At 66.4% G+C, this 25881-nt stretch carries 19 protein-coding genes, 1 tRNA gene and 1 pseudogene; 7 read left to right on the top strand and 14 right to left on the bottom strand.

Translation table 11 applies throughout. The features are described 5' to 3' along the window. Position 1: 1 nt before the first annotated feature. Positions 2-3505, bottom strand: coding sequence for an ATP-binding cassette domain-containing protein (locus SBI80_RS12715; RefSeq protein WP_318975025.1), 3504 nt, complete (start codon positions 3503-3505; stop codon positions 2-4). A 296-nt stretch (positions 3506-3801) separates the two neighbouring features. On the opposite strand from SBI80_RS12715, the gene SBI80_RS12710 reads away from it, so the two are divergent. After that, complete coding sequence (locus SBI80_RS12710) at positions 3802-5076, top strand: hypothetical protein (protein ID WP_318975023.1); 1275 nt, start codon at positions 3802-3804, stop codon at positions 5074-5076. Here SBI80_RS12710 and SBI80_RS12705 read toward each other — a convergent pair whose 3' ends face one another. The 3 genes from SBI80_RS12705 to SBI80_RS12695 form a co-directional block, all read right to left on the bottom strand. Further along, a complete protein-coding gene (locus SBI80_RS12705) occupies positions 5077-6222 on the bottom strand; it encodes a zinc-binding dehydrogenase (RefSeq protein WP_318975021.1) in 1146 nt (381 codons plus the stop codon). 80 nt (positions 6223-6302) lie between these two features. Beyond that, entirely contained in the window at positions 6303-7175 is an 873-nt protein-coding gene (locus SBI80_RS12700; RefSeq protein ID WP_318975020.1) for a DUF8686 domain-containing protein, read from the bottom strand. A gap of 130 nt (positions 7176-7305) precedes the next feature. Then, positions 7306-8250 (bottom strand): DMT family transporter, encoded by a 945-nt coding sequence (locus tag SBI80_RS12695; protein ID WP_318975019.1) that lies wholly within the window; start codon positions 8248-8250, stop codon positions 7306-7308. Positions 8251-8401: 151 nt separating this feature from the next. On the opposite strand from SBI80_RS12695, the gene SBI80_RS12690 reads away from it, so the two are divergent. Further along, a complete protein-coding gene (locus tag SBI80_RS12690) occupies positions 8402-9295 on the top strand; it encodes a LysR family transcriptional regulator (protein ID WP_318975018.1) in 894 nt (297 codons plus the stop codon). Here the strand turns inward: SBI80_RS12690 and SBI80_RS12685 are convergent. Further along, positions 9296-9496 (bottom strand): annotated as a pseudogene (locus tag SBI80_RS12685) (TetR-like C-terminal domain-containing protein); the annotation flags it as partial. Between the two features lie 239 nt (positions 9497-9735). Here SBI80_RS12685 and SBI80_RS12680 point away from each other — a divergent pair. Both SBI80_RS12680 and SBI80_RS12675 read left to right on the top strand, forming a co-directional pair. After that, positions 9736-10938: an FAD-dependent monooxygenase gene (locus SBI80_RS12680; RefSeq protein ID WP_318975016.1), complete on the top strand. Its 1203-nt coding sequence runs from the start codon at positions 9736-9738 to the stop codon at positions 10936-10938. Positions 10939-11049: 111 nt separating this feature from the next. Continuing rightward, positions 11050-11478, top strand: a complete 429-nt coding sequence (locus tag SBI80_RS12675) for a hypothetical protein (protein WP_318975015.1) — start codon at positions 11050-11052, stop codon at positions 11476-11478. A gap of 52 nt (positions 11479-11530) precedes the next feature. Here the strand turns inward: SBI80_RS12675 and SBI80_RS12670 are convergent, their stop codons facing one another. From SBI80_RS12670 to SBI80_RS12650, 5 genes are all read right to left on the bottom strand, one after another. Further along, the gene (locus tag SBI80_RS12670) at positions 11531-12337 is read right to left on the bottom strand and encodes a polysaccharide deacetylase family protein (RefSeq protein ID WP_318975257.1); all 807 of its coding nucleotides are present in this window, start codon (positions 12335-12337) and stop codon (positions 11531-11533) included. 28 nt (positions 12338-12365) lie between these two features. Further along, positions 12366-13793 (bottom strand): alpha/beta hydrolase, encoded by a 1428-nt coding sequence (locus SBI80_RS12665; RefSeq protein WP_413232718.1) that lies wholly within the window; start codon positions 13791-13793, stop codon positions 12366-12368. Between the two features lie 292 nt (positions 13794-14085). Continuing rightward, positions 14086-15450, bottom strand: a complete 1365-nt coding sequence (locus tag SBI80_RS12660; RefSeq protein ID WP_318975011.1) for an MFS transporter — start codon at positions 15448-15450, stop codon at positions 14086-14088. Positions 15451-15945: 495 nt separating this feature from the next. After that, positions 15946-16224, bottom strand: a complete 279-nt coding sequence (locus SBI80_RS12655) for a DUF3761 domain-containing protein (RefSeq protein WP_318975010.1) — start codon at positions 16222-16224, stop codon at positions 15946-15948. A gap of 495 nt (positions 16225-16719) precedes the next feature. Further along, on the bottom strand, positions 16720-17115 hold the full coding sequence (locus SBI80_RS12650; protein WP_318975256.1) for a nitroreductase family deazaflavin-dependent oxidoreductase: 396 nt from the start codon (positions 17113-17115) through the stop codon (positions 16720-16722). 327 nt (positions 17116-17442) lie between these two features. On the opposite strand from SBI80_RS12650, the gene SBI80_RS12645 reads away from it, so the two are divergent. Then, entirely contained in the window at positions 17443-18141 is a 699-nt protein-coding gene (locus SBI80_RS12645; RefSeq protein ID WP_318975008.1) for a S1 family peptidase, read from the top strand. Positions 18142-18185: 44 nt separating this feature from the next. Here SBI80_RS12645 and SBI80_RS12640 read toward each other — a convergent pair whose 3' ends face one another. Together SBI80_RS12640 and SBI80_RS12635 are read right to left on the bottom strand one after the other, a co-directional pair. Continuing rightward, on the bottom strand, positions 18186-18932 hold the full coding sequence (locus tag SBI80_RS12640) for a hypothetical protein (RefSeq protein WP_318975007.1): 747 nt from the start codon (positions 18930-18932) through the stop codon (positions 18186-18188). Positions 18933-19098: 166 nt separating this feature from the next. After that, positions 19099-20097 (bottom strand): DUF4238 domain-containing protein, encoded by a 999-nt coding sequence (locus tag SBI80_RS12635; RefSeq protein ID WP_318975005.1) that lies wholly within the window; start codon positions 20095-20097, stop codon positions 19099-19101. Between the two features lie 433 nt (positions 20098-20530). On the opposite strand from SBI80_RS12635, the gene SBI80_RS12630 reads away from it, so the two are divergent. Then, the gene (locus tag SBI80_RS12630) at positions 20531-21049 is read left to right on the top strand and encodes a restriction endonuclease (protein WP_318975004.1); all 519 of its coding nucleotides are present in this window, start codon (positions 20531-20533) and stop codon (positions 21047-21049) included. A gap of 244 nt (positions 21050-21293) precedes the next feature. Continuing rightward, entirely contained in the window at positions 21294-23744 is a 2451-nt protein-coding gene (locus tag SBI80_RS12625; protein WP_318975002.1) for an SIR2 family protein, read from the top strand. Positions 23745-24156: 412 nt separating this feature from the next. On the opposite strand, the gene SBI80_RS12620 is transcribed toward SBI80_RS12625, so the two are convergent. Both SBI80_RS12620 and SBI80_RS12615 read right to left on the bottom strand, forming a co-directional pair. Then, positions 24157-24230: transfer RNA gene (locus SBI80_RS12620), tRNA-Leu, on the bottom strand. 62 nt (positions 24231-24292) lie between these two features. Then, the gene (locus SBI80_RS12615) at positions 24293-25819 is read right to left on the bottom strand and encodes a PE-PPE domain-containing protein (RefSeq protein WP_318975000.1); all 1527 of its coding nucleotides are present in this window, start codon (positions 25817-25819) and stop codon (positions 24293-24295) included. Between the last annotated feature and the right edge of the window lie 62 nt (positions 25820-25881).

Here is a 25881-nt window from a genome sequence, read left to right as displayed (position 1 = left end):
CTCAGGCGGCCAGGTGACTCCACGCCGGGGCCAGCTCGGCCCACGGGCCCACCGCGGCCACCTCGCCGTCGACGAGCACGACCACCCGGTCGGCCCTGGCCAGTGCCGCGCGCTTCGAGGAGGCGCCGAGAACCGTGATGCCGCGGGCGCGCAGCCCGGCCCACAGCTGCAGCTCGGTGGCGGCATCCAGCGCGCTGGACACGTCATCGGCGAGCAGCAGTTCCGGCTCCACCGCCAGCGCCCTAGCCAGGGCCAGTCGCTGAATCTGCCCACCGGACAGGCGGACTCCCCGGTGCCCGACGATGGCGTCGAGGCCGCCTGCCGCCTCGACGTCCGGCCAGAGACAGGCGTCGGTGACCGCGCGTTCGACGTCACGGCGGTGGTCGAGCCGCACGTTGTCGGCGAACGTTCCCGACAGCACCCGGGGCACCTGCGCGACGTGGCCCACCCGACCCGGCCGCAGGAACGCCTGTGCATCGGCGACGGGTTCACCGTTCCAGCGGATCTCACCGGTGTGGCCCACCAGTCCGCACAGCGCGGACAGCAGACTGGACTTGCCCGAGCCGACCTGGCCCAGCAGCAGCACCAGCTCACCCGCCTCGACGTGGAGGTCGACGCCGGTGACACCGCGAGTGCCGTCGTCGTGCACAGCCGTGACGTCGCGGAGCTCCAAGCGCCGCAACGGTGTTCGCGGGTCGGGCGCGGGCGCGGGCGCGGTGCCGGCCTCGATGTCGACCCCAGGCGGGATGTCCATCAGGTCGGCACCACCGGCCAGCCGCGTGGTCGCCCGCTGCCAGGCGCGGGTTCCCGGCGCCTCGGTGACGACGGCACCGGCGACCGTGCCGAAGTACCCGAACCCGCCGACCGCCCCCGAAACCAGCAGTGCCACGGCCAGATTCCACCCGCCGAGCAGGTAGACGATCCACGCCGCGACGACACCGAGCTGCACCATCACGACGGGCACGCTCGCCAGCAGCGTCTGCACCCGGTGCTCGCGCACTGCGGCGCCGACACGACCGCCGTCCACCCCGTCGAGGTGCGCCCGCACGTCTGCGGTCGCGGCGGCCAGCTTGACGGTGCGCACGCACTCCAGCGCCGAGACCAGGGCCCGGCCGAACTCGGCGCGGGTGGTGGACGCCGCCGCCGCCGAACGCCCGGCGATCGGGCGCCCGGCCACCGAAGCGACTGCCGCGGCGACCATCACCGCCAGCAGGACGACACCGGCCATGGGCGTGCCGCCGAGCATCGCGGCGACCACGACGATGCAAAGCCCGCCGACGACGTCGTACCACCGGTCGGCGTACTGCAGGAACCGGTCGGAGTCCAGCACCCGCGACACCACCTCGCCCGGCGGGGTCATGGCCAACCGGTGCTGGCGGGTCTGCGCGTCGAGCACGGTCATCCGGATGCGCAGCACGCAGCCCGACCACCAGGGCAGGAACCGGCGGATGGCGGCGGTCAGGACGAGGGGCTCGGCGACGATGCTGAGCACGGTGGCGACGGTCAGCAGCACCGGCGTCCGGTGATCGGTCAGGTCCTGCACCACGCGACCCCAGACGAAGCCGCTGAGCGCGCCCGTCGCACCGACCATCCCGGCGAGCATGAACAGCGCGCTACCCAGCAGACCGCGCGACGGGTTCGTCTGCACCATGCGCAGGATCCCGCGGGCCAGGCTCGGACCACCATCGACGGTGGGGGCTTCGGGCGGCGGGCCGTGGCGGCGGGCACCTCCGACGGCGGCGGGGCCGCGGTCCGGGCGATGGTCGTCGCCGTCGGTACCGGCGGCCTCCAGCAGCCGACCGAACGGTCCCGGCCTGGCGGCCAGCTCGGCGGGCGTGCCGCGGTCGACGACGCGGCCGCCGTCGAGCACGGCGACCTGGTCGGCCCGCGCGACGGTCGAAAGCCGGTGCGCGATCAGGATTCCGGTGCGCCCACTCAGCAGCCGATTGGCGGCGCGCACCACCCGCGCCTCGGTCATCGGGTCCATGCGCGCGGTCGCCTCGTCGAGCACCACCACGCGGACGTCGCGGACCAGCAGCCGGGCGAAGGCCACCAGCTGCTCCTCGCCGGCCGACAGCGTGGTGCCGCCGGGGCCCAGGCGGGTGTTCAGCCCGTCGGGCAGGCTCGCGACCCAGTCGGTCAGCTCGAGTTCGGCGACGGCGGCACGGACCCGGTCGCGGGGCAGATCGGCGAACAGCGTGACGTTCTCCGCCAGCGTGCCCGCGATGATCTCGGTGCGCTGGGTGACCACCCCGACCGAGGCTCGCAGCTGGTGCAGGTCGAGTTCGAGCACGTCGGAACCGCCGAGGAACAGCGAGCCGCGTTCTGGGTCGACGGCCCGCGATACCAGCGACGCAAGCGTCGACTTTCCCGACCCGGTGCGCCCGACCAGCGCACACGTCGTGCCGTCCGCGACGCGGAGGTCGACGCCCCGCAACGCGAACGGCCCGTCGGCGTAGGCGAAGTGCAGGTCTCTGAACTCGATGGTGGCGTCGGCCTGAATTGGCCGTCCGCCAGTGGGTTCCGGCTCACTGGCCAGCAGATCGCGCAACCGGATCACGGCGCCCATCCCGGCTTGCAACTCGGGCGCCTGTCGCGCCAGTTGAGCGATCTGGCCGACCAGCGTGGCGCTGACCAGGAACAGGGTGATCAGCTGCGCGACGTCGAGATCGCCGGCAGCCACCAGCGCGACACCCGCGACTACCATGCCGCCGAGCAGCGCGTGCATCAACCCACCGGCTCGCAGGGAGATCCGCGACTCGACGACCACCACGGCGCGAAAACTGCGCTGGACCTTGCAGGACAGTTCCGCGACGCGCCGCAGTAGGTAGGCCTGACCGCGGCTGGTGCGCAGGTCGTCACGGGCAGAGATGCCCTCCTCCAGCACCGCTGCGTGGTCGGTCCAGGCGGTCTCCTCGATGACCTTGCGGTCGCTGAGTTGGCGCAGCAGCGGGCGGATGGCCAACCCGGTGAGCGGCACGACGGCTGGGAAGACGAACCACGCCGGCCACCACACCAGGCCTGCGACGATCCACATCGGGACCACGGAGAACGCCGTCCGCATGGCGTTCCACAACTGTTGGCGGACCAGGGTTCCCACCTCGTGGGTGTCGTCGTCGACGCGGTCGAGCACCTCGCCGACGGCCTGCTCCGACAGCTGGGCGAGCGGTTGGTTCAGCGCGGCGTCCAGGGCGTCGGCGCGCAGCGTGCCCTCCGCGCGGTCGGTGAGACTCGACCAGACCACGTAACCGAGGGCCTCCAGGAGCGCGCAGCCGAGCAGGCAGCCGGCGAGTGCCGCGACGCCTGCCCACTGCGGATCGGCCGCGACCCGACCGATCACGACGGTCCCCAGCGATTGCAGGATGGCCGCGGCCATCGTGGCGATCAGCGCGAGGCCGGCACCGCGCCTGCGCAACCGGCGCCAGTCGACCGTGCGCTCCGGATCACGGGGCGTCGAGCGGGCCGCCGACTTCGCGCGGGGCTGATCCGTCGTCACCGTCGTCATGTCGTCAGAGTCGTGTCGTGGTCGTGATGGTCATGAGGTCGTCGCAGTCATCATGGCGGACGGTACGCACCGGCAGCGCCGCACTGCATCCCATTTTTGCCGGGCCGGGCGTGGCAATGGCGAATCCATGGACAGCCGGCCATGACATGAACTACGGTCGTTCAACTGCTTTGACTTGTGCGTCAATTAATTGCTGGCGAATGCACACGGGAATGGGCGGCCGTTCACGCGTCATCGATCTTTCAGACTGGGGGCTCATCATGGAGGCATCCGTAAGACCGTGGTTCACCACGGGAGTGGCATTCGTTGGAGCCGGCGCCATCGCGCTGACGCCGATCGCCCCCACGCCGACGCCATTGGCCGAGAAGGTGCACGCGGCAACGTCCTCAGTGGCCTCCGTCGTCACGGTGGCATCGGACTTCCGGCTGGCCGCGCTCGACATCCCCTACCTCCTGACGTTGCCGATCGTGCGGCAGTACGTCTCCAACGTCGTCGAGAGCTGGACGGTGCTGTTCGGCGGCTTCGCCCAGGCCGGCGTGGGCTTCGCCCAGTCGCTGCTGGCCGTCCCCGGAGTCACCGCGCAGATCGTGCAGCAGGTCGTGGCCCTCGACTTCGTCGGAGCGCTCAACACCTTCGCCCAGGCCGCGCGCGACTCGATCGTCGCCGTCGGGCAGCCCCTGCTCGAGTCGTGGATCTGGCGCGCGCAGAAGACACTGGTGGTGCAGGCCGCCATGCAGGCCGCGGTCCCCGTGGCCCTGGTGTCGGTGGCCAACGGCTTCCTGCTCGCCGGCGGCGGGATCGCGACGGCGCTGATCGAGAGCACCCAGAGCTTCATCGCCGCGGTGTTGACCCTCGACCCTGCCAACATCGTCAATGCCGCCATCGTTGGCACGCAGAACGTCGTCGCCGCCCTCGGCGCCGGTGCCGGGTCGGTCGTCTCGGGCATCGAGGGCGCGCAGCAGGCGATCGCGACGGCATTGGCCACCGAGCCACCGTTCTCCGTATCGAGTGTTGCCGGACTCGCCGGTTCCAGCGTCAGCTCGACGGCGCTGCGCATCACCTCGACCGTCGCATCCCCGGAGGCCGGTACCGCGTCGCCGGAGCTGGCCTCCGCGGCCGCTGCCCCTGCCGAGACCACGTCGGCGCCCGCGAGCACCGACCCGGCGCCCGCCACCGAGGTGGCGCAGACCGTAGAGCCCAGCACCGCACCGTCTCCGACGACCTCCCCATCCGCATCGCCGACGTCTTCGGCCACTGCTTCGTCTACTTCGTCACCGGCGACCGATGCCGTCGCACCGGCCACCAAGACCGCCGAACCGACCCTCTCCGACGCATCGACGGGCACGGGCACGACGAGTTCCTCGACGGCACCGACCGCGGTGAAGAAGCCCACCGTCACCAAGGACGAGACGAGCACGGCCCCGCAGTCCACGACGTCGCAGACCACGACGTCGACCACCACCGGTGCCGCCACCTCCGCGGCGAAGACCTCGACCGGAGGCGAGACCTCGACGGCCAAGACCTCCGGTACGTCCTCGGATGCGAAGTCCTCTGCGGGCGGGGAAGACTGACTAGGGGCTGGCCTGCGGGGCCACCAGGAACTTCTCCCCCGTGGCCCGTCTGACGTACCGGTTGAGGGCGTCGGGCGCGAGCATGCCCGCCAGCGACACCTCCTCGGTGTAGGCGCTGGCGAAGGTCGTGGTGAGTTCGTCGGCCACCCTGGCGCGCAGCCGGGCGATGGTGTCGGCGCCCGCGCTCTGCAGGAAGGGGGTGAGCAGCCAACCGCCAATCCCCCACGCCATGCCGAAGTTTCGCGTCAGGATGGTTGGGCCGGTGTCGAGGGCACCGTAGACGTAGACCTGCTTGTGCACGGTCGACCCGTAGCGGGAGTACGACGCCGCGGTGGTGTTGGCGGCCTTCTCCATGCCGTTGAGGATGTCGCTGGCCAGCGTGCCGCCGCCGGTCGCGTCGAACGCCAGGGTGGCCGACGTCGCGGTCAGCGCCTCCAGCAGATCATCGGTGAACGACGGTGCCGAGGTGTTGCAGACGTACACCGCGCCGAGCGAGCGCAGCAGCTCCTCCTGCTCGGGCTTGCGTACGACGTTGACCAGTGGGACGTCATCGCGCTGGCAGAGCTTGACCAGCATCTGTCCAAGGTTCGAGGCCGCGGCGGTGTGCACGAGAGCCGAATGTCCTTCGCGGCGCATGGTTTCCACCATGCCCAGCGCGGTAAGGGGATTGACGAACGAGGAGGCGCCGTCGCGCGCCGTCGCACCGTCGGGCAGGACGAGGCAGGAGACGGCGTCGACCACCCGGTACTGCGAGTACATCGCTCCGCCAGCCACGCCAACGGTCCGGCCGAGAAGCGCCTGAGCCGCCGGCGACGATCCGGCCGCCACCACGGTGCCCGCTCCCTCGTTGCCAACGGGCAGCGACTCGTCCAGCCGGGCCGCCAGCGCGCCCTGCGCACCCTCGGGCAACGGCGCCGTCACGACGGGGCGCTCCGGCGTGCCGGCGTAGGTGGCTGCGGTCATGTCGGCCGTGGCGACCAGCAGGCCGAGGTCCGACGGATTGATCGGGGAGGCCTCCACCCGGATCAGTACCTGCTCGGGTCCCGGTGACGGCACCGGTACCTCCGCAAGGGACAACTCCAACGTGCCCTTCGACGTTGCCAGTGAACGAAGTTGCAGCGCAGTGTCGGGCAGATCGGTGGTCATGAGTGGTGCCTCGTCCCTCGTCGTGAAGTCGATGTCGACTCAACACTACGAGCCCATCGGGCCGCCTGGTTCAGACCGGCTCAGCGCTTGGACTCGTCCAGTTCGTGTTGGTGGCGGTATCCGACGATGACGCTGGTGATGAGCGAGATGGCGATGACGGCCTCGGCGATGAAGAACGCGGCGTAGTCGATCACCGAACCGATGGGCGGGCTGCCGGGTACCGCGTTGCGCAGCGGGATCATGGCGAATAGCAGGGCCGCCATCACCGAGTAGGCCCCGAACACCAGACCTTGGCGAGAGCGGACGATGAAGTAGGCGGCCAGCGCAGCGGCCGCGGCCAGGCCCAGCATCAGCGCCATCACGAAGACCCCGAAGACGATCGTCGGGATGCTGCGGTGCATCCCGACGTCGACGTTCAGCCACTCGTCCTGATCGGCGTCGTAGTAGGGCGTGGTCGAGAAGAAGGCGTCGGTGCTGACGACGGTCACCGCGAGGGGAACGACGCTGCCGTCGGCCCGCGTCATGCGCAGCGACCACGCCGAGGAGTACCGGTCGAAGGGAAAGTCGGTGGGGGTGCCCGCGAGCGAGAACCGGCACTCGACGCTGGAGAACGCCTCACCGCGGTGCATGGCGTTGCGGTCGTTGATCACCGAATTCGTCTCCAGCACCACGTCTTCGGCGAAGTCGTCGTCCTTGAGCGCCAGCGATCCGTGCGGGATGACGTCGACGAGTAGCACCGTCATGGTCTGCGAGGCGACGTCGACCTTCGTGATCCATGCGGTGGCCTCGACGCGGTCGGGGTCGTGCTGGTCCACGCCGAAGGGTTCGGAGGGTTGCCCGGTGTGCAGGCGGCTGGCTTCGTACGCGCCCAGGCTCGCCGTCATGACCAGTATCACCGCGGCGCACAGCGCGACGATCCGCCTGCCCCGCCCTCGGGACGTCGTGGGACTCACGTCGGCACCCTAGCCTCGGGTGCCGCACGCCGGCCGGTATGACACGGCTACCGATCGATCAACTGTCGGCGGTCACCGGCGTGACGACCTGATTCATGCCGGCACGATCGCCCCGCTATCTCATTTTCTGTCAAGCAATGCTTGACGCCGACGCCGACGCCGACGCCGACGCCGACGTCGACCGGCGCGTTGACCGCGAGCCGGTCCGCAGCGCGACCCGCCCCCAGTTCGTGCCGCCGAGGACGCACGCCGCCCCGCACGCGCCGATCAGGGTGACGGGGTCTGCCGCGACCACCACGCCGATGATCGCGGCCCAGACAGGTTCGGTGCCAAGCAGGAGGCTGACCCGCGACGGCGAGGTCCGCCGGACTGCCCACAACTGGACGAGGAAGGCGAACACCGTGCACACCAGCGCGAGGTGGAGCACCAGCAGCCACGACCGAGCGTCCAGGTGCGCGGCGACGTCGGCGACGCCCCGTCCCGTGAACGGGGTGAGGACGACGAAGGTCACCAGCGCAGTACACAGCTGGATCAGCGTGACGCGCGCCGAGTCCAGCACGCGCCCGGCGGACAGCCGCGCCATCACCGTGACGTGGACGGCGCGCGCTGCGGCGGCGAGCAGGATCAACCCGTCGCCGAGGCCGGGGGTGGTCAGGCCGTTGCCCTGGGTGAGCAGGCCGACCCCGACGACCGCGATGGCCGCACCGCCGTAGAAGGCCGGGGGTAGCGCGGTGCGCCGGATCCACCGGTCCAGTACGGGAGTCATCACGATGGTCAGCGAGATGATCAGTCCCGCGTTGGAGGCCGACGTCATCGTCACGCCGAAGGTCTCGAGCACCAGGACGACGCTGAGGACCGCCCCGAACAGCATGCCGAGCCTCAGTTCCGAGCGGGTGGCGCGCCTCAGCCGCGGAGCCAGGATGATCGCCAATCCCACTGCGGCGATGGCGAATCGGAGGACCAGGAAGGCGAACACGTCATCCTGGGTGACGACGCCCTTGGTGGCCAGGTAGCTCGATCCCCACGCGAAGGCCACTGCCATCAAGGCGAGATCGACGGTGCGGTGCGACGACACGGCGGCACTCCTCTCGATGCACACCAAACCCGTTGCGAGATGCCGGGTTCGAATATCGACGACGGCGGCGCTGCCGTGCGGTTCCATCGTGACCGCGGGATGACACCTAAGACAAGCAACTCTTATTTCAGATACCGTTTAGGATCACTACATGGACATCCAGCGCCTGCGCCTGCTGCGCGAACTCGCCGAGCGTGGCACGGTGCACGCCGCCGCCGACGCGATGTCCCTCACGCCGTCCGCGGTCTCCCAACAGCTCAAGATCCTGCAGCGCGAGGCGGGGGTAGCTCTGCTGGAGCCCGACGGGCGCCGCGTCCGGCTGACCGAGGCCGGGCGCATCCTCGTCGCGCGCACCGACGACGTGCTCGCCGCGCTGGACCGCGCGCAGGCGGAGATGCAGGCCTACCGCAGCACGCCGCGGGGCACCGTGCGAGTGGCCATGTTTCCGTCGGGGGCGGCAATGTTGTTGGCCGGCCTCGTCACTCGCGCCGCAGCCATCGGCGTCGACGTCGCCGGGCGCGACATCGACCAACCCGCCGCCAACGCGCCCGGCCTGCTCGCTGACTTCGACGTCGTCGTCGTGCATCGAGACGAACGCGACACCGCGCCGTGGAGCCCGCGCATCGAGGCCACCGTCCTGCTCCGCGAACCACTCGACGTCCTGCTGCCACCCGATCATCGCCTGACGTCCCGCAACCGCGTCCCGCTTCGCGAGCTCGCCGACGAACCCTGGATCGGCGTGGAGGGCGGCCTGATGGTCGACGACGTGCTGCGCTCGCTGGCCACCATCGCGGGTGTCACGCCGCGCATCGTGCAGCGCGTCAACGACTTTCGCGTCGTCGAGGAACTCGTCCTGGCAGGTGTAGGCGTCGCGCTGCTGCCGCGCTACGTCCTCGTCGCGCGCGACCTGGTACGCAAGCCCCTCGGCGGCATCCGCGTCGCCCGCCGCATCGAGGCCGTCACCCGCGCCGGTGCCACCAGCCGCCCTGCCGTCCGGGCAGTCATCGACATCCTCGCGACGCTCGGCCGCGAAGCCACGGGCTGATCAGCCCGACAGCAGCCCGGCCCTGGCGGCGTTGAGCGCGACCCGGGCGGCCGACTCGATCAGGGCCTCGTCGATCGGGTCGCCCGTGGTGACCATCCGGTAGAACAGCGGAGCGCGGAAGGTGGTCAGCAGTGCGTCGGCGTCGCATCCGGGGGGAAGCTGACCGCGCTCGATCGCCTGCTCGACCGTCGGGACTGCGCGGGCGGGCGTGACGAACTCGATGACCCACGTGCGTTCCAGCGGAGCGCGACTCGAGGACCACGGACGCCTGCTGGCTGCGGGAACCTGCGAGCCAAGATCGTGCTGGTGGTGCAATGGCGCGATTGCGCCCGCTCGAGTTTCCCGCCGCCGCACACGAGGTATGTCAGGGTTGGATCGTCCGTCGATCTAGCCACTTGCGCTCTCGGTCGCCGACGCTCCATGTCCGACGAAGGGAACCCATGACACGCCACGCCGTCATCTCCGGAGCCGGTATCGCCGGCCCCGCCCTCGCCGGCCAGCTCAACGACATCGGCTGGCGCACCACCGTCGTCGAGCGCTATCCCGAACGTCGCGACGACGGGCAGAACGTCGACGTGCGCGGCGTGGCCCGTGAGGTCGCCCGCCGCATGGGCATCGAAGACGCCATCCGCGCCGCCACCACCGGTGAGATCGGCATGCGCTTCCTCGACGAGAATGGCAAGCCGGTCGCTTCGTTCCCCGTCAGCCACGACGGTCAGACCGACGGCCCCACAGCCGAATTGGAGATCCTGCGCGGCGAATTATCGCGGATCGTCGTCGAGCGCAGCCGCGACCGCACCGACTACCGCTTCGACACTCAGATCGCCGACCTGACCGACCACGGCGACGGCGTGACCGTGGCCTTGAGCGACGGATCATCGGTGGACGCCGACCTGGTGGTGATCGCCGAGGGCCTGCGCTCGCGCTCACGACGGTTCGTGACGTCAGTGGACGTCAACGATCTCGGGATGTTCTTCGCCTACGTCACCATCCCCCGCGACGAGAGCGACGACCAATGGTGGAACTGGCAGCACGCCACCGCCTCGCGCACCGTGCATCTGCGGCCGGACAACCTCGGCACCACCCGGGCGATCCTGACCTTCATCTCCGACGTCCGTGGCTTGGAGACGCTCCAGGTCGCCGACCAGATCACCATCCTTCGGCGGACGTTCGCCGGTGTCGGGGGCGCGGCACCCCGGGTGCTCGATGCCCTGGACGACGGAGCGCCGCTGTACTTCTCGGCCGTCGGCCAGGTGAGCACGCCTGCGTGGAGCAAGGGGCGCGTCGCGCTGCTCGGCGATGCGGCGTTCTGCAATGCGACGTTCGGCGGCGTCGGCACCAGCTTCGCGTTGATCGGGGCCTACGTGCTGGCCGGCGAACTCTCCCGCACCGACGACGTCCGTACCGCGCTGACGGGCTACGAGCAGTACATGCGCTCGGAGCTGGTCGACCGCACGCCTCCGGTGCGGATGCGCGTGCTGCGCCTGGCCAACCCGCGCACCCGCACCGGCATCCGCCTCCTGCATACCGGCGCCAGGGTCATCACTAGCCCGACCGGGCAGGCCGTCTCGAAGCTGGCTGGCAAGAGGCTGATGCGCGTATCGGCCGAAGAGGTTCGGCTGCCGGACTATTCGACCGCGTGAGTAGCGACCCGGGCCGTCGGCGAAGCGAGGCCACACCAAGGTCGTGCCGCTGGGACGCCCGATCTATTGGGCCGCAACCGGTTGCGACATCTTCGCAAGGGCCGCGCGAGCGTGGCGTTCGCTTCGCTGATCTCCGCCATGTCGACCAGACTGCGCTCGTCGTCGCCAACCGTCAACCAAGACTTCATGTCGAATCCATTCCAAGATCAGCCAGCGGGAAACAAGGATTGGTGGGACCATCCGATGGTGGCGGAGGACGCAGGCGTCGCACAGGCGCGGAAGCTGTTGGACGAGCTCTATCGGCACGTCGCTGACGTGTCGCGCAAGCTCGAGGCCGCGGACCTGCGCAACCAACGCGCACGCATGCGCGGCACCACGCGCAAGGACCCCATTGCTAGCGTGCTGCGGCGCGATCTCTATGAGACGCATCGATTGATCGACGGACTCCACCGTCGCTATCCCGCTACCGACCCCGCACGGCGGACCTCGGCTTCACGCCATGGGCACCAAGAGCACGAAGGTGTTCGCCGAGCGGTATAGGAGGTGCGCCCCCACGATCGCCTTCAGCGAGGCTCCACGAATCGTCGACTGGTCACACCAGGAAGACGTCGTCGAGCGTGACGGTGCGTAGGTTGCGGGACCGAATCACCTCGACGAGTTGGGGATAGACGTGGGTGACGGGCAAGTGATTGAGATGCCCGATGACGATTGTTCGTGGCGTGAAGTATTGGTGCGCCATCTGCACGATGTATTCCTCGGTGATGAGCGTCGAATCCGCCAATGAGCCCGACCACAGCGTCGGGACGGTATAGCCGAGATCCGCGGCGACCGCGTCCACGACGGCGTTGTGCCGCCCATAGGGTGGCCGGTAGAAGGGCGCCGCGGAGACACCGTAGGTCGACTTCAAGAAGCGGTCGTTGCGGTTGAGCTCCTCGGCGATGCGGATCTTGCTCACGATGGTCAGGTCGGGATGCGACCAGGTGTGGTTGCCCAGTTGGATCTGACCCGATTCGACCAGCGGTCGCAACGCTGCCAGGTTGTCGGTCCAGGAGTCGTACACCCCGTTGACGAAGAAGGTCAGCCGCATACCTGTGTCGGTGGCGAGTTGGGTGTAGGCCCGCACGACCTCGGTGTCGACCCCGTCGTCCAGGGTGAGCGCGAGCAAGTCGTCCTGCCCCGGCAATCGCGAAAGGGTTCCGCTGCCCGGCAACGCGATTCGTGAACTCCCCGGCAGTGGCGGCAACAGCTCCGGTGGGGCCGGTTCGGTCACCGCCAGCGGCGCTGGGTGCAGCGGAGTAGTCGCCGGGTCGGCCCGCGGATGAGCCGCGACACCCGCGCACCCGGCGAGTCCGGCCGCAGTTCCCGCTGCCAGCAGCGTGAGGAAGTCGCGTCGTCTCAGCTCGTTCATTGATTTCCTCGGGTTCGGTTCACGGCACGCTCCGCGGTGTGTGGCCGACGGCCAGCGAGCCTCCACCGGGGTCCGCGGGTCGGGCGTCGGCGGCCTGGGGTGACGGCACGGCCGGTGCGCCAGGCGTGCCGAGTCGGCCGGCCAGCCACGGCAGAGCAGCCGTGAAGGCCCGTGCCGCAAAGGACCAGTCGTGGTTGCCGGGTTGAGCGATTACCGAACAGTCGATGCCGTTGCGTCGGCCCAGCCCGCACAGCACGTCGGCGGCGGCAGAACCCGATGGTGCGTCGGCGACGGTGAACCACCCCGATACGCCGCGGTAGGGGCCGTGGCGGTCGATGACGGTGACGGGATCGAACGCGGCCCACGCCTCGGCGCTGCCGCCGAACAATCGCGAGATGGTCTGATCCTTCGTGCCGGCATTCGGACTCAGGTCCCCGGCTATGTCGACGAAGGCACTGAACGATTCCGGGTGCATGACCGTCAGGTCCACGGCGCACGTTCCTCCCGCCGAGAAGCCGGCGACGCCCCAGTGACCAGGGTCGGCGCTGACTCCGAAGTTGGCGACCATGAAGGGGATGACGTCCTTGGTGAGGTGATCGGCCGACCGTCCCCGAGTACCGTTGACGCATTCGGTGTCGACGTCGAATTTGCCGCCCGCGTCGACGAATACGAGCACGGGCGCATTGCCTCCGTGTGCGGCTGCGAAGTCGTCGACGGTGATCGCCGCGTTACCCGCACGCGGCCAGTCGGTGGGGGTGTTGAATTCCGCACCGATCATCTCGACGACGGGCAGCGGGGGCGGCGGCTTGCTGGCGAACCAGGCGGGCGGGAGGTAGACCAACTCGTCGCGGTGTCGAAAGCCCGACCGCCGCGCGTCGATGCTGACCGACACCACGACGCCCTTGGCAGGCTTGACGCCGCTGTCTTGTATGGACGCCACGGTGGCTCGATCAGTTTGGTCGGCGACCGCACCCGAGGTCAGCTGACCCCACGCCGACGACACCGTGGGCAGGTAGCCAACCCAGCCGTTGAGTACCAGCGCGCAGCTGAGCGCGGCCATCGGAACCGCGGCGACCGAAGTCATCCGCTGCCGCCACCGCGCGCCCCGCCAGCCCAGCACCGCGACGCCGGCAGCGACGCCGGTCGACCCGATCCACCCCCACAGCGCCCAGGGCGCCGGTTCACCTGCCAGGCCCTCCGACGCCACGAACCAGTAGACGCTCGCCACCAGGGCCACACCCACGACGAGCGCGACCGGCAGTCGCCAACGCCACCAGTGCGACAGCCTGCGGCCGATCCCGTAGAGCAAAGCCACCCCAGCGATCACCTGCGCCGACAACGGAATCCATCCATGGGTCAACGACGATCGCGCGAGATCCTGGGGTGGCGCACCCTTGGTCACGATCGCGGTCGCCGCCGCGCCGACGACGCCACACCCAACCAGCATTAGGAGGTGCACCGGCAGCGGTGCGCGGGCCAGCGGGGTACGCGAGAGGAGCGCTACCGCAACCGTGATCGCCGCGGCGCAGGCGGCAATCGATAGGAGAAACGACCCCGGAAACGACATCACCGACCCCATTACGACTACCGCTCGCTTCTCTGGACGCCACTACCTCAGGACGCCGCTCATCGTGCGGGCTGGAAGCTAAGCGTTAGCTGAGGGGCCGTGGCCCGCCGCGCGAACATTTGGCAAACAGACGACGATTCGCCGGGCGGCGGGTCGCGGGGCCGACGAGCGGCTACGGCAGGATCGCCTCGACGTCGTCCAGCGAGGTGTCGCGCGTCTCCCGCATGACCAGCAGTGCGATCGCGGTCAGCACCGCGGCGCAAAGCAGGTAGATGCCGACCCACGCCACGCCGTAGGAGGTCGCCAGCCACGTGGCGACGAAGGGTGCGATCGCCGCACCGAGGATGCTCGCGACGTTGTAGGCGATGCCGGAGCCGGTGTACCGCACGTTAGTCGGGAAGAGTTCGGGAAGCACCGCACTCATCGGTCCGAACGTCAGGCCCATCAACGTCATGCCGATGACGAGGAAGGCCAGGATGGAGGACGTGGAGGCCGAGGCCGGGTCGAGCAGCCATCCGAAGGTGGTGCCGTAGATCATGATGCCGACGGTGATCACCAACAGCGTCACCCGGCGTCCGAATCGGTCGGCCAGCAGACCGGTGACGGGCAGCATCGCGGCGAAGAACAGCACCGAGATCAACTGCAGCTGCAGGAATTCCAGGTAGGGAATGCCCAGTCCGCCGCCCCTGGCGGTCTTCTTGCCGGTGCCGAAGCTCAGCGCCCACGTGGTGACGACGTAGAACAGGGTGTAGGTGGCCAGCATGACGAACGTCCCGATGAGCAGCTGACGCCAGTGGTTGCGGAACACCTCGGCCAGTGGAGCGCGGACCCGTTCGCCGCGTTCGATGGCGCGGGCGAACACCGGGGTCTCGGTCAGGCGCAGGCGCACGTAGAGGCCGATGGCGACCATTACCGCGCTCAGCAGGAAGGGGATTCGCCAGCCCCATGTGAGGAACGCCCCGTCGAGGTCCGGGCTGGCGGTGTTGAAGCCGAGCCACAGCACCAGGATGAGGAACACGCCGTTGGCGAGCAGGAAGCCGAAGGGGGCGCCGAGCTGTGGCCACATCGCCGCCCACGCGCGCTTGCCGGGTTTGGCGGTCTCCGTGGCCAGCAGCGCTGCGCCGCTCCACTCCCCGCCGAGCGCGAGGCCCTGGCTGAAGCGCATCACCGCCAGCAGCGCCGGCGCGAGGAGCCCCACCTGGTGGTAGGTCGGCAGCACGCCGATGAGGAACGTCGCGATGCCCATGACGAGCAGCGACGCCACCAGCGTCGTCTTGCGGCCGATCCGATCGCCGAAGTGCCCGAACAAGATCGACCCGACCGGGCGGGCGACGAAGGCGAGGCCGAAGGTGGCCAGCGAGGCCAGCAGCGCGGTGGTCGGGTCACCCTTGGGGAAGAACAGGTGCGGGAACACCACGACCGCCGCGGTGGCGTAGGCGTAGAAGTCGTAGAACTCGATGGTGGTGCCCACCATCGAGGCGACGACGATCCGCCCGCGAGGAACACCGTCGACCAGATCGGGTTCACGAATGGTCATGAGTGGACATCCTTGCATTCGTCGGACCCAATCCGCTCGAGGGATCCGTCCCCGCCGTCGAGCCGGCGGGGCAGAACTACTGGCCACGGGAACAGCCCGGACCTACTCGACGACTATCCGACCAAGCTGTCGTACTCGGGGCACATGTAGGTCACCGATCCAACGATCCACACGGCTGCGTCTCGCGCAGTGTGGTGGCGCATCATGTCCCTACCGACCTCTTGGCCGTTCATGCCCACATCGAACTCGTTGCAGATGGCCCACCCATGTCGAGGCTCGCGCTCCGGAGATCGCTCGTTTCGACGCTGTTCCCGTTGCGTTCCAGATAGTCGAAGAATCCGTTGACGTCCGTCCCCGGGCGCACGCAGTCGGGAGTTGCGGCGTCATAGCAGCTACCCGGGGATGCCCCGACCAGGGGTGCCGATAGCAATGCCACACCCGTCACCGCGCATGCCATGACCGTGAACCGGATCGCGCTCTTGCCGCCCCATCGACTCAATTCGACAACCACTGCGAGACGCCCCCATGTCCCGAGCACGTGCCGGAGTGATGCGTGCTGTAGGAATAGTCGCCATCGCGACACACCGCGGTCGCGCCGGCCGGAACGCCACCTCCGCCGTTGGGTGCTGACGGATCAGGTATGCATTGGCCGCCTGAATTCTCATAACTGCCTGCCCCACAAGCCAATACCGCACTCGGTGCGCTGACCGCCTGCGCGAATCCCCAAAGCGAACCGGCCAAGATGAGCGCCGAGAATCCGGCCCGAATCCTCATGAGGCGTCTACTCGCATCCGACACCGTTGGCGTCTCGATCGAGCCCGTAGACGTCCCGTCCAACTACGGTCACCGGACCCGACACGTAAGACGGACCATTGCCGCTCCCACCTGCACAGTCGACGTCACTGTCGATCGGAACGCATGCACCCGAATAGTTCGGATCACACGACGAGTTCGGCTGCTGCGGCAGCGGCGAAATCGGCGCGGCACTCGCCCCCGGAGCTAACACACACGCTGCGACCAACGCCGCGAACAGCAAATAAATTCTCCCCATGAGCGCAGACTAGAGGTTCCGTGATCTCGATCACAAGTGGGCCTGCATCCCCGGTTTCTTTCCGACGGCGCCGGCCGGGCGTCGCGCCTCCGGGATACGCCGAAGTGTGGGTGTCGCCGATACCACGCGTCGTCAGGTCAGTCGAACGGCGATGCAAGCCGATCCGCTCGTCTCGATAGAGGACTACTAGGCCCTTGGAGTCCGGTGCTGCACAGAGGTCAACCCGCCGATCCCACATTCGTCAGCAGCACGGCTGCCTCGTCGTCGGGAAACGCCCGGTAGAGCAGGCGACAACGCGGTATGACGAGGGCGGCGGCCTCGCCCTTGCTCACCACTCGCGGGTTGGCGAGCGCGAGAGCCCGTCCACGCTTGCGTAGCACCGTCGGTCCGCCGGCCAGCACGTTCTTCGACCAGTCCGTCTGTGGGCCATAGCCGACAAGGATGGCGTAGCCATCATGGGTCTTGAACACCAGAAGGGGCGTTCGATATCGCTTGCCCGATTTCCGCCCGACGTGTCCGAGCGTCCCGAGGTTCGGAAGCCACGGTGTGATCGTGCGAGCCACCGGATTGGTGAATCGCCTGTTGAACGTTGCGATTCGGCGAGGCACGCGCATTCTCGGAGTGTAGGTATCGGTCGAAATTCTCGCCGACGCGATGCCGACGCAGCGAGCTATTAGCGACAGCGACCGCTCGAACATTCAGCCGCAATCGGCCAATACCTGCAAGAAACTCCGGTGCCCCCAGTCGGACTCGAACCGACACTTGGCGGATTTTAAGATCGCCCCACCTGGCGTTTTGAGGGTTGAGCCATTTACGGTGAGTTACGGGACACATAGCCTGACTTGCGGATAAGCGTTGGTGAGAAACGGCTTTCAACGGCGTGTTGCGGGACTCCTGCGGGCTGTGTGCGGGCTGCGGCGCGTCTGCCTGCCATCCGCAAGATGGCGCGGGAGCATCGCGTGATGATTGTGTATGAGGTATTTCAGCGGGTGGTCGAGCTGTTTGGTGAAGACGACCGGCGCGGCACCGCCTTTCTTATCGGCACCGGTGACGATCAGTTGCTTGTCACGGCGCGACATCTCTGTGGAGACCTCGCTCAGGAGACAGTGCGGATTCGCCACTCCAACACCAACGACGGGTTCGCTTTCCCGACGACAATCACCCGAGTTGCGGTGGGAGAAGGTGCATCCGCTGACTTTGCGGTTTATCGCTTGCCGATTGCACTGGAGGTTCTATCCGATGTACCGCTGAGCCATCACGGGCTCACTTATGGCCAGAACTGCGTCATTCTGGGTTATCCCTACGGTCTAAGCTTCCAGCCTGACGGAAACGGTCAGCAGCGACTCCCCTTCGCCAAGAAGTGCATCATGAGTGCGGCAGAGTCCGACGAGGACGGCGTGGGCAAGCTATACGTCGACACAATCGTCAACCCAGGGTTTTCTGGCGGACCTTTGGCGTTCAACGTCCAAGGAAGTCGAAAGTGGCAATTCGCAGGCGTCGTGGTTCAAAATATTATGGCCCCAATGTGGGAGCAGAAGCCGGACGAACCAGAACCGCCGAAAGGTCACGCAAGAATTGGCCTCGTCGTGGATGCCAGGACGATCTCGCGTGCGATCGAGAAGCAACGCTGGAACGCTTAATTTGACCGCAGGCACGCACTCAGCTTCCCCGCTAGGCTGGTTGATCAATTCTCGATGGCGATCAGCTTCTCGGACAACCACAACAGGCGGGTTTCATCGACCGTTGCGGCGAGGCCACGGAAGCACTTATCGACTGGCGTAGCGCCGCGAAGGTCACCACACGGATCAGGCTCCTGATCGATGGGGCGGTCGAAGCTGACCGCAGAAATGCACCAGCCCAAGGAGTTCCTAATGAACCCCAAACCCGCACGCGCAGCGCGGATACCCGCCTCGTTTGGCCAGTACGGGTCTCCGCTGTAGCTGAGGAAGAGGTCGACGTGCCTCACTCGGCCCTCGGTGGGCACGGGCACGATCCCCTTCATCGCCTTCGGCTTCGGCCAATCCGAACCGCCCGCTGCGGGCGCACCAGCCATGAAGGCGTCGTGCCCCACGCAGAAACGCACGATGAGGGCCACGTGGTCGTTCACTTGCCGACCCGTGAACTTGCGAGGCAAGTCGCCGGGGTCGGTGAGCCAGCGCGCCCCCGCGCCAATAGCTCTCGCAGCACGATCCTGATTCGATCGCTCCACGTCGAAGCGGAAATGCTCCCTGCCGGGGTGCCTGGGGTCCGGACCGTGAATGCTGACCTTCATCGCCTGCATGGCGGGATTCATCGACTTCACGTAGAACGACGTCGTAGTCCACTCGATCAGCCAATGCCAGCTGTCTATGGCCGTGCCGTCGTTGGTGGCCAAGAAGAACTCGATGGCGGGGTGCTCGTCCATGCCGGGATACGACACTTCGTCAGTCATTACCCGCTCCCCGATTGCGCCGAATTGGGACTCAGGATCGCATCCCCGCGTGCATCGGGTCATCCAATTACCGGCATAAGCGTGTTCGCACTATGCGACCTGATCAGGTCACGACGCGGCGAACGTTGAAAGCTTCGCCGACCTAGCTGTGGCCAGCGATCCCGGTCTAAGCCAGCGAGAACAATTCAGGAGCGGAGGAGTGCAGCCCCTGAGCACACAACGCGACGTCTGGCTTGTCGGCGAAGGCTTCCGACATTTTTACGACACACCCGGGAGGAGCGATGTACTCGCCGTGCGGACTGCGATCGGAGCATCGGAAGCGGCCCTGCGTGCGGCGTCGGAACATCTTTCCAGCCGGTAGACGATCCCGCTGCGCCTCGCTGGCGAAGATCATGCGCTCGCGGCCCTGCTGCACGGCATCCCGCACGACTCCGACGAGTTCGCCGGTGGCCTCGCGGATAACGGCCTTCTCGCCGACGTTGTTTCTGCTTAGCGCTACCACGCGGTGTGGGCTCACAGGCCAAACGATGTACGCGGCTTCCGCGATTCCGGGTCGCTCATTTCGCACGAAGGGGACCAGCACCGGAGCATCGCACGTCATGAATCGCGCCTTCGGGTCGTCCCAGACCTCGATCTGTCGTGTGATGAGGACGTCGGCGGCACCCCACATCGCCTTGAACAACGACTCGGTATGGATGCCTGCTGCCTGGTGCGGGTTCTGATCGTCGTCAGCGATCGACCGAAATTCGGGGCTTTGAGCCGCCATCCAGACGCTGTACTGAGTCTGAATGCGCCTCTGCTGGAGCGTCCGCATCCGCTGAACAGCCATCGTGATGCCCAGGCCCGGAAGGTCGTCGAAACTCAGTGCTTCCGGGTCGTCAAGATAAGCAAATAGCCGCTGAACTCGGCCAACTTCCGTGTCCACAACCCCGAACAGCTTCTCTACTCGATTGTGTGGCGCGCCGTCCGGTCCGATCACCCGGTAGAAGTTCTCGTTGACGCAGACATCCCTGGTGCCGAGCGGCTTGACCAACCCCGTCATCGTGTCCAGCGCCCAAACTCGCCGACCGTCGAAAGACCACTTACGCAGATAGGTCTGTGGCACGTAGTGATGGCGACGGCTCTCCGTGTCGGGGACCCGCTGTTGGGCGAGCAGCCTGTCCATGTAAGCGCGGGCCGCATCCGATAGGTAGCGCCCACCGCCCGTGTGGGGAACCTGCCCCCAGGGGTTTCGCACACGGGTCACCCGCCAACCGCCGGTAGTGGTTTCGAAATGGGGGTCAGTCTTGGCACTCACTCTTCGGCTGCCCCATCCCCAGGTTGTCCCTCTAACGGTGGCAGTATGCACCCACGCACCGACGTTGACGGCAGCGCGCTGGCCAGCGCGCTGCATTTGCTCTGCACGTCGCCGACGGTTCTAGGCACGTCAAATCGTCGCCGACGTGGCATGAGGTTCGACCTGGCCGGCTGGCTATCGAGATGTCCAGCGGCTCATCCCCCACGGGAGCCCACCCGTGAAGACGCGCGCGACGCAGGCGGCACTTACTTGACGTCGAGAGCCAACGGGGCGTCGGACTGCCTGCATAGTCTGATTGGCCATGGGCACCTTCACAGATTTGTTTGCTCCCTTCGACCTCGATCCGCGAGTCCGGGGGACGCAGTTCGAGCACGTGTGCAAGTGGTTCCTCACCAACGACCCCACCTACCAGAGCGCACTTCGCCGAGTCTGGCTCTGGAATGATTGGCCGGACCGTTGGGGCGGCGACGCGGGCATTGATCTAGTCGCCGAGGACCATGATGGTCGGCGCTGGGCGATCCAGTGCAAGGCCTACGCGCCGGAAAATGCAATTACCAAAGCCGACGTAGACAAATTCCTGTCCGAGTCGTCGCGAGCCGCCTTCTCGTACCGCCTGTTGATCGCTAAGACGCCGGCAGTTGCCGTTTACGCTGCTCGTCGACGCCCTGCGGTTCGCCACGTCTCAGTCGCAACAACCCATCCTTTACGAGACATCGGTTCGCGCGGTCCTTCGCGAGGCTGCCGTCTCCCCTGCCCCAGAACTACCTGTCCGGCGTTGAACGCCCGGCATCACAGCCATGCACTCCTTTTGCACCCTTGACGTGCAGTGGCTAAGGGCACGCTGCCACCACGGCGGCAAAGGCAGCTTCAGGCCCTGCATGACACCGTTCTCGGTCAAGGCTAGGACTTATCGGGCGGCTAATGTCAACATCTAGTCGCATCTCGACAGACTTTTTCACCCGGGTGATTTGAATACGAAACGCCTTGCCGTGCGGGGACGCCGGTGGCTGGAATCGGGGCGAGTCATGTGATGGGCCAAGCTAATCCGGGGCTATCTTTACCGAATGGACCTGCACCTTGAAGCTGAACAGCTGTCGGCGCTCCGCCGCACCGTTGCCAATAGCGGGTATCACCTGTTGTTGGGGGCGGGGGCTAGTGTCGACTCGCGGTTGCGGGACGGTCGTCAACTGCCGCTCGGCAATCAGCTCGCAGATGAGTTGTCGGCCCACTTCCGAGTCCCTAGGGAGGACGGGGACTTGCTGTGGCGGACTTACGCTCGCGCGGTCGCTAGGCACTCCGAGGACGCCGTTTACGCGTGGCTTCGCGACAGGTTTAACGATGCCCAATCGCCCGAATGGATGAGCGTCCTTGCGCGCTCTCCGTGGGCCTGCGTGTGGACTCTAAACCTAGACAACACCTTCGAGAATGCCTACTCAAAAGTTGCATCGGATGCCTCGCGGCAACTTCGATCCGTGTCGTGGGATGACGAGTACCGGATGGACCGCGACCTATCTGTAGTGCACCTACACGGTCACGTCCTTCATCAGACACCCCGCAAACTGGTGTTTTCGTTAGAGGAGTACGCCGACACCGCTGTGGCTCGCGCGGCCTGGCCGATTGCTTTTCGCGACCTGTACGGGGTAAGCCCGTTCGTTATTATCGGGGCACGCTTGCGTGACGAGCCGGACGTGGAGGCAATTGTGGCCCGCCGTCTCCCGGAACACGCTGCTCCAAGCTTCTACGTTGCTCCGAATATTTCTGAAGCAGTAGAGGAAGATTTGCGATCTTGGCGTTTGATTCCGGTGAGAATGACGGGTGAGGAATTCGCCTCGGCATGGAGTGAGCTTTGCGGGCAAGACCTGACACAGGCCCCCACTACATCGGAGGAATACAGCCTGCGGGTCGGGCGACAGTTTCGCGAACTCACCACGGTACGCCCGGTAAAGCTTCCTGCATCGCACGATCTTTTGGGGGGCGACGAGCCAATTTGGGACGACGTCCGTTCCTCAATTCACGCTGAATTAGACTGGATTCGCGAAGGATTGGCTTATGTGCGCAGCTGGGGACAAAGGTTCCCTCCTTCAAGCATTCTTGTCTATACAGGTCAGAGACTGACTGGCAGGAGCACCGGCCTGCTTGCTATCGCGCTCGCGTTCCGCAATGCATCTTGGCGGACTTTCTTGTATGTTGCCGACGAACGGCCTGATGTGGAGGCACTACTGCGGTTTGTTGCTGACGGTAAGTCAGTCGTTCTTGTCTTCGACGGTATTGCCGATGTGGCGGAGGACGTAGCTGAGATCATCCGTCGATCGCGTGAATTGAGAACGAAGATAGCTGTGCTTGCCGTAGACCAAAGCGAGCGAGATGCGGGCATCGCGGGTCGTATATCGCACCATCTTCTAGTTGGAAGGGAAATAAAGTCTGTCCGACGCACCCTTTCGCGGTCTGACGCTGCGCGACTAGTGGACAAACTCGCTGCTGTGGGCCGTCTCGGCGTGCTGGAACAAGAAAGGATCGACAGACAACGGCTGGCATATTTCCAAAATCATGAAATATTCCAGTCTATGGCCGGTCTGAGCGACGCGCCCGGGTTCGGAAAGCGGGTGGGGGCCGAGGTTGCTGCGCTTCAGCGTGCTGACGACGTAGAGTTGCTCTTCTTCGCAGCTTTGGCGACCAAAGTTGGTCGACGCCTGCAAGTCGTGGACGCTGCGCGCATGTCGGGCCGCCCGCCTGAGGAAATTATCAGGTCCGTGCGCCAACCCGAGACAAGCGCTGTGCTCTATACCGACGGCAACATCGTGCGCACACGGCAGCGGTGGCTCGCTCTCGAACCAGCCGTCCACAAACTCGGAGGAAGTCAAAAAGCAATGACCACTCTGCTTACCGGCCTGGAACGACTATCAAGCAGGCTAAATAGGGTCAGTCAGCGGGAACGCAATGCAACATCATTACTTGTTGGCGGGTTTATGACGCATCGCAACTTGACTCAAATCTTTTCGGCTGCAGATTTAGAAAAATTTTATTCGGGCCTGCTGCCTAGTTTTGGAAATTGGAGCGGTCGATACTGGGAGCAGCGAGCGATCATGAGTCGGCACATCGGTCAGAATGATCCAAAAGCACTTGCCCGCGCTGAGTCTTATGCTTTGCGGGCTGTGTCCTTGCTCGAAGATACTTACTCCTACACCACGCTTGGAACTATTCTTGCAGCGCGCGGAGCCCGCTCCGATCCATCACAGTATGGCCATTACTACGACCGGACCTACGATGCCTTTGAGAGGGCTGACGATTTAGACCCTACCAACATCGTGACGTGGTTAGCATTCTTGGATCACAGTCTAAGACTCTTAGAACAAGTAGTCATTCACAGCTCCGATGCCGAAGTTCGGGACCGCCTTACCGAGGATTGGTTGCGCGTTCACGATGCAGTTGCCTCCGTAGTTTCGGTCAGCGAGGAGGCAAAGGCAGAGCTGGCGCGTCTGCTGGTCAAATATCGACGAATCGTGAACCCGAATTGACCCGCCGCGCCTTGGCAGCACGCTCGATGCGACATTTGCATTAATAATGCGCCATCTCGGCTAGGACACAACGCTAAGGTAGGACGACCACACGCTCATCGGAACTCGTCACTTGTCTGAGCGGACTGCTCTCAGGTATAAGAATTGGCCAAGCGCTAAGTAAATTCGTAAGCCAAACACCACGCGGTTAGGTTCTGGGTGAGCCGCCTCAGTCAGACGAGGGTGTCATTTGGTGGCGTCCTTGACGCCTCTCCCCTGCGGGCTGGGCGGTGCCAGCGGTCCTCGACTCCTGCCCGAGCGTTGCGCCTGATCGCCATACCCGCAGTCTAGATGCTGCGGTCTGGCTGCGGGCTGGCATCTTCCACGGCCACTTGATGCGGTGGCAATACATCATCTGAGCTCGATTTTTCGGTGCCCCCAGTCGGACTCGAACCGACACTTGGCGGATTTTAAGTCCGCTGCCTCTGCCAATTGGGCTATGGGGGCTTGCTCCCCCGCGACGCTACCGAACCCATGCCGGAGAACCCGGCATGCCCCTACTCACGTCGCTACGCCGCGTCACCATTCGTCGACGACTTGGCCGCACCCTCGCCGTCGGAACCCTTCGCCTGACTGGACTCGGCACTCTTCTGGACTCCCGGACCAACCTTCGTGTCCGCCGGCTTGACGTCGTCGGGCTTCTTCACGGACTCGGACGTGTCTGGCTTGTCGTGGGCGACCGCCGTCGGCGGCGTGGGGTCGGTGGCCTCGGACGCCGCGGGCGCAGTGGTCGACTTCGTCTCGCCGCCAGCATCTTTCAGAGCGGTCGGGGGCGTCTTGGCCTCCGGAGACGGAGACGGGGTCGGCGCCTCGACGACATCTCGAGGTGCAGGCGTGCTGTCGACCGATGAGCTGACTTCGGCCGGGGCAGGAGCCACCTCGGAGTTCTTGGACGCGACGGGCGTGGCGGACGCGACCGGCGCGATGGCCGTGAGCGCCGCAGGCTGAGTACCAACGCGCGCAACCGCAGAAGGCGAAGTGCTGGTGGTCACCGCCGCCGCGGGCTCGACCTCGGATGCGGCGACCGGCGGCGTCGGATCCGCGACCGGGGCCGGCGCGGTGTTCGTCCACACCCACTGCCCGTTCTCGACGTGCGGCCCCAGCCACGGGGTCATCGACGAATACCCTGCCGCGATCAACGGCATCAGCAGCCTGTCCAAGTCGTCGACGGCCCAGTCGGGAATCCCGAGCTGGCGCAGCGGCCGGGTCATTGGAAGGTTGTCGCGCGGAATCACATACGTCGTCGTCGTGCCGCCCCGCGAATTGGTCACCTGCGAGACCTTCACCGCGTCCGACACGCTGTCCAGCGCGCTCTGCGAGTGATCGTTGGCCCCGTTCACCGTGTACAGCGCACCCATCACCGCGTTGAGGATCGCCAGCGCATTCCACGGCCGGTCGGGCGGATTGGCCCAGCCGTCCCACTGCTCGTTGACCACGATGGTGTCGTACTGGCTCTCCGGGACCGGCCCGAACGTCTGCCCGAAGATCGGAATGGTGATCCCGCGCAGGTACGTCTGCCCGAGCCCGCGCAGCATGTCGCCGAACACGTAGAACGTGATGTCCCGTGCCGGTGGCGCATTCGGGTCGCGCGCCAGGTAGGCCAGCTCGGCGTCGACCACCAGCGTGCCCTCGCTCAGCGCCGCCACCGAGATGGGCTCACCCTTCTGCAGCTGCGCCATGATCGCGTCGTGCAGGTACTGCCGGCCGAGGGCGGTCGACTCGTCAGTCGTCATCGCCCCCGGACCCGACACCACGCCGAGCTGACCCGGGTGACTCACCGCGACCGGAGTCGTTCCCGGCAGCCAGTTCTCGCCGACGCGCGAGGCGAACTCCAGCCACCCGTCCTGCGTCAGCCCCTGCCCCGCCAGGTACGGGACCAGGAACGGCCACGTGCTCGGCCGCGCTCCGTTCAAGCCAAGCCGCACCTGCGCGACGGCTACCACCCCCGGCGCGGCCAGCAAGGCCAGCACCGCCACCACCGCGACAGCCAACCAGCGCCGAACCGGTCCCCACCCAGCATTGCCGATCGACGTCATTGCATCCCCCTGAGCAGAACGAGCCGCGACCCGAAAGTAGACCCCACCCCGGGGCGTCATCC

Origin of the sequence: Mycolicibacterium sichuanense (genome assembly GCF_033741125.1) — a bacterium.
Classification (GTDB): Bacteria; Actinomycetota; Actinomycetes; order Mycobacteriales; family Mycobacteriaceae; genus Mycobacterium.
The sequence above is the reverse complement of the archived record's forward strand: the minus strand, read 5'-3'. Positions and strand labels throughout refer to the sequence as shown.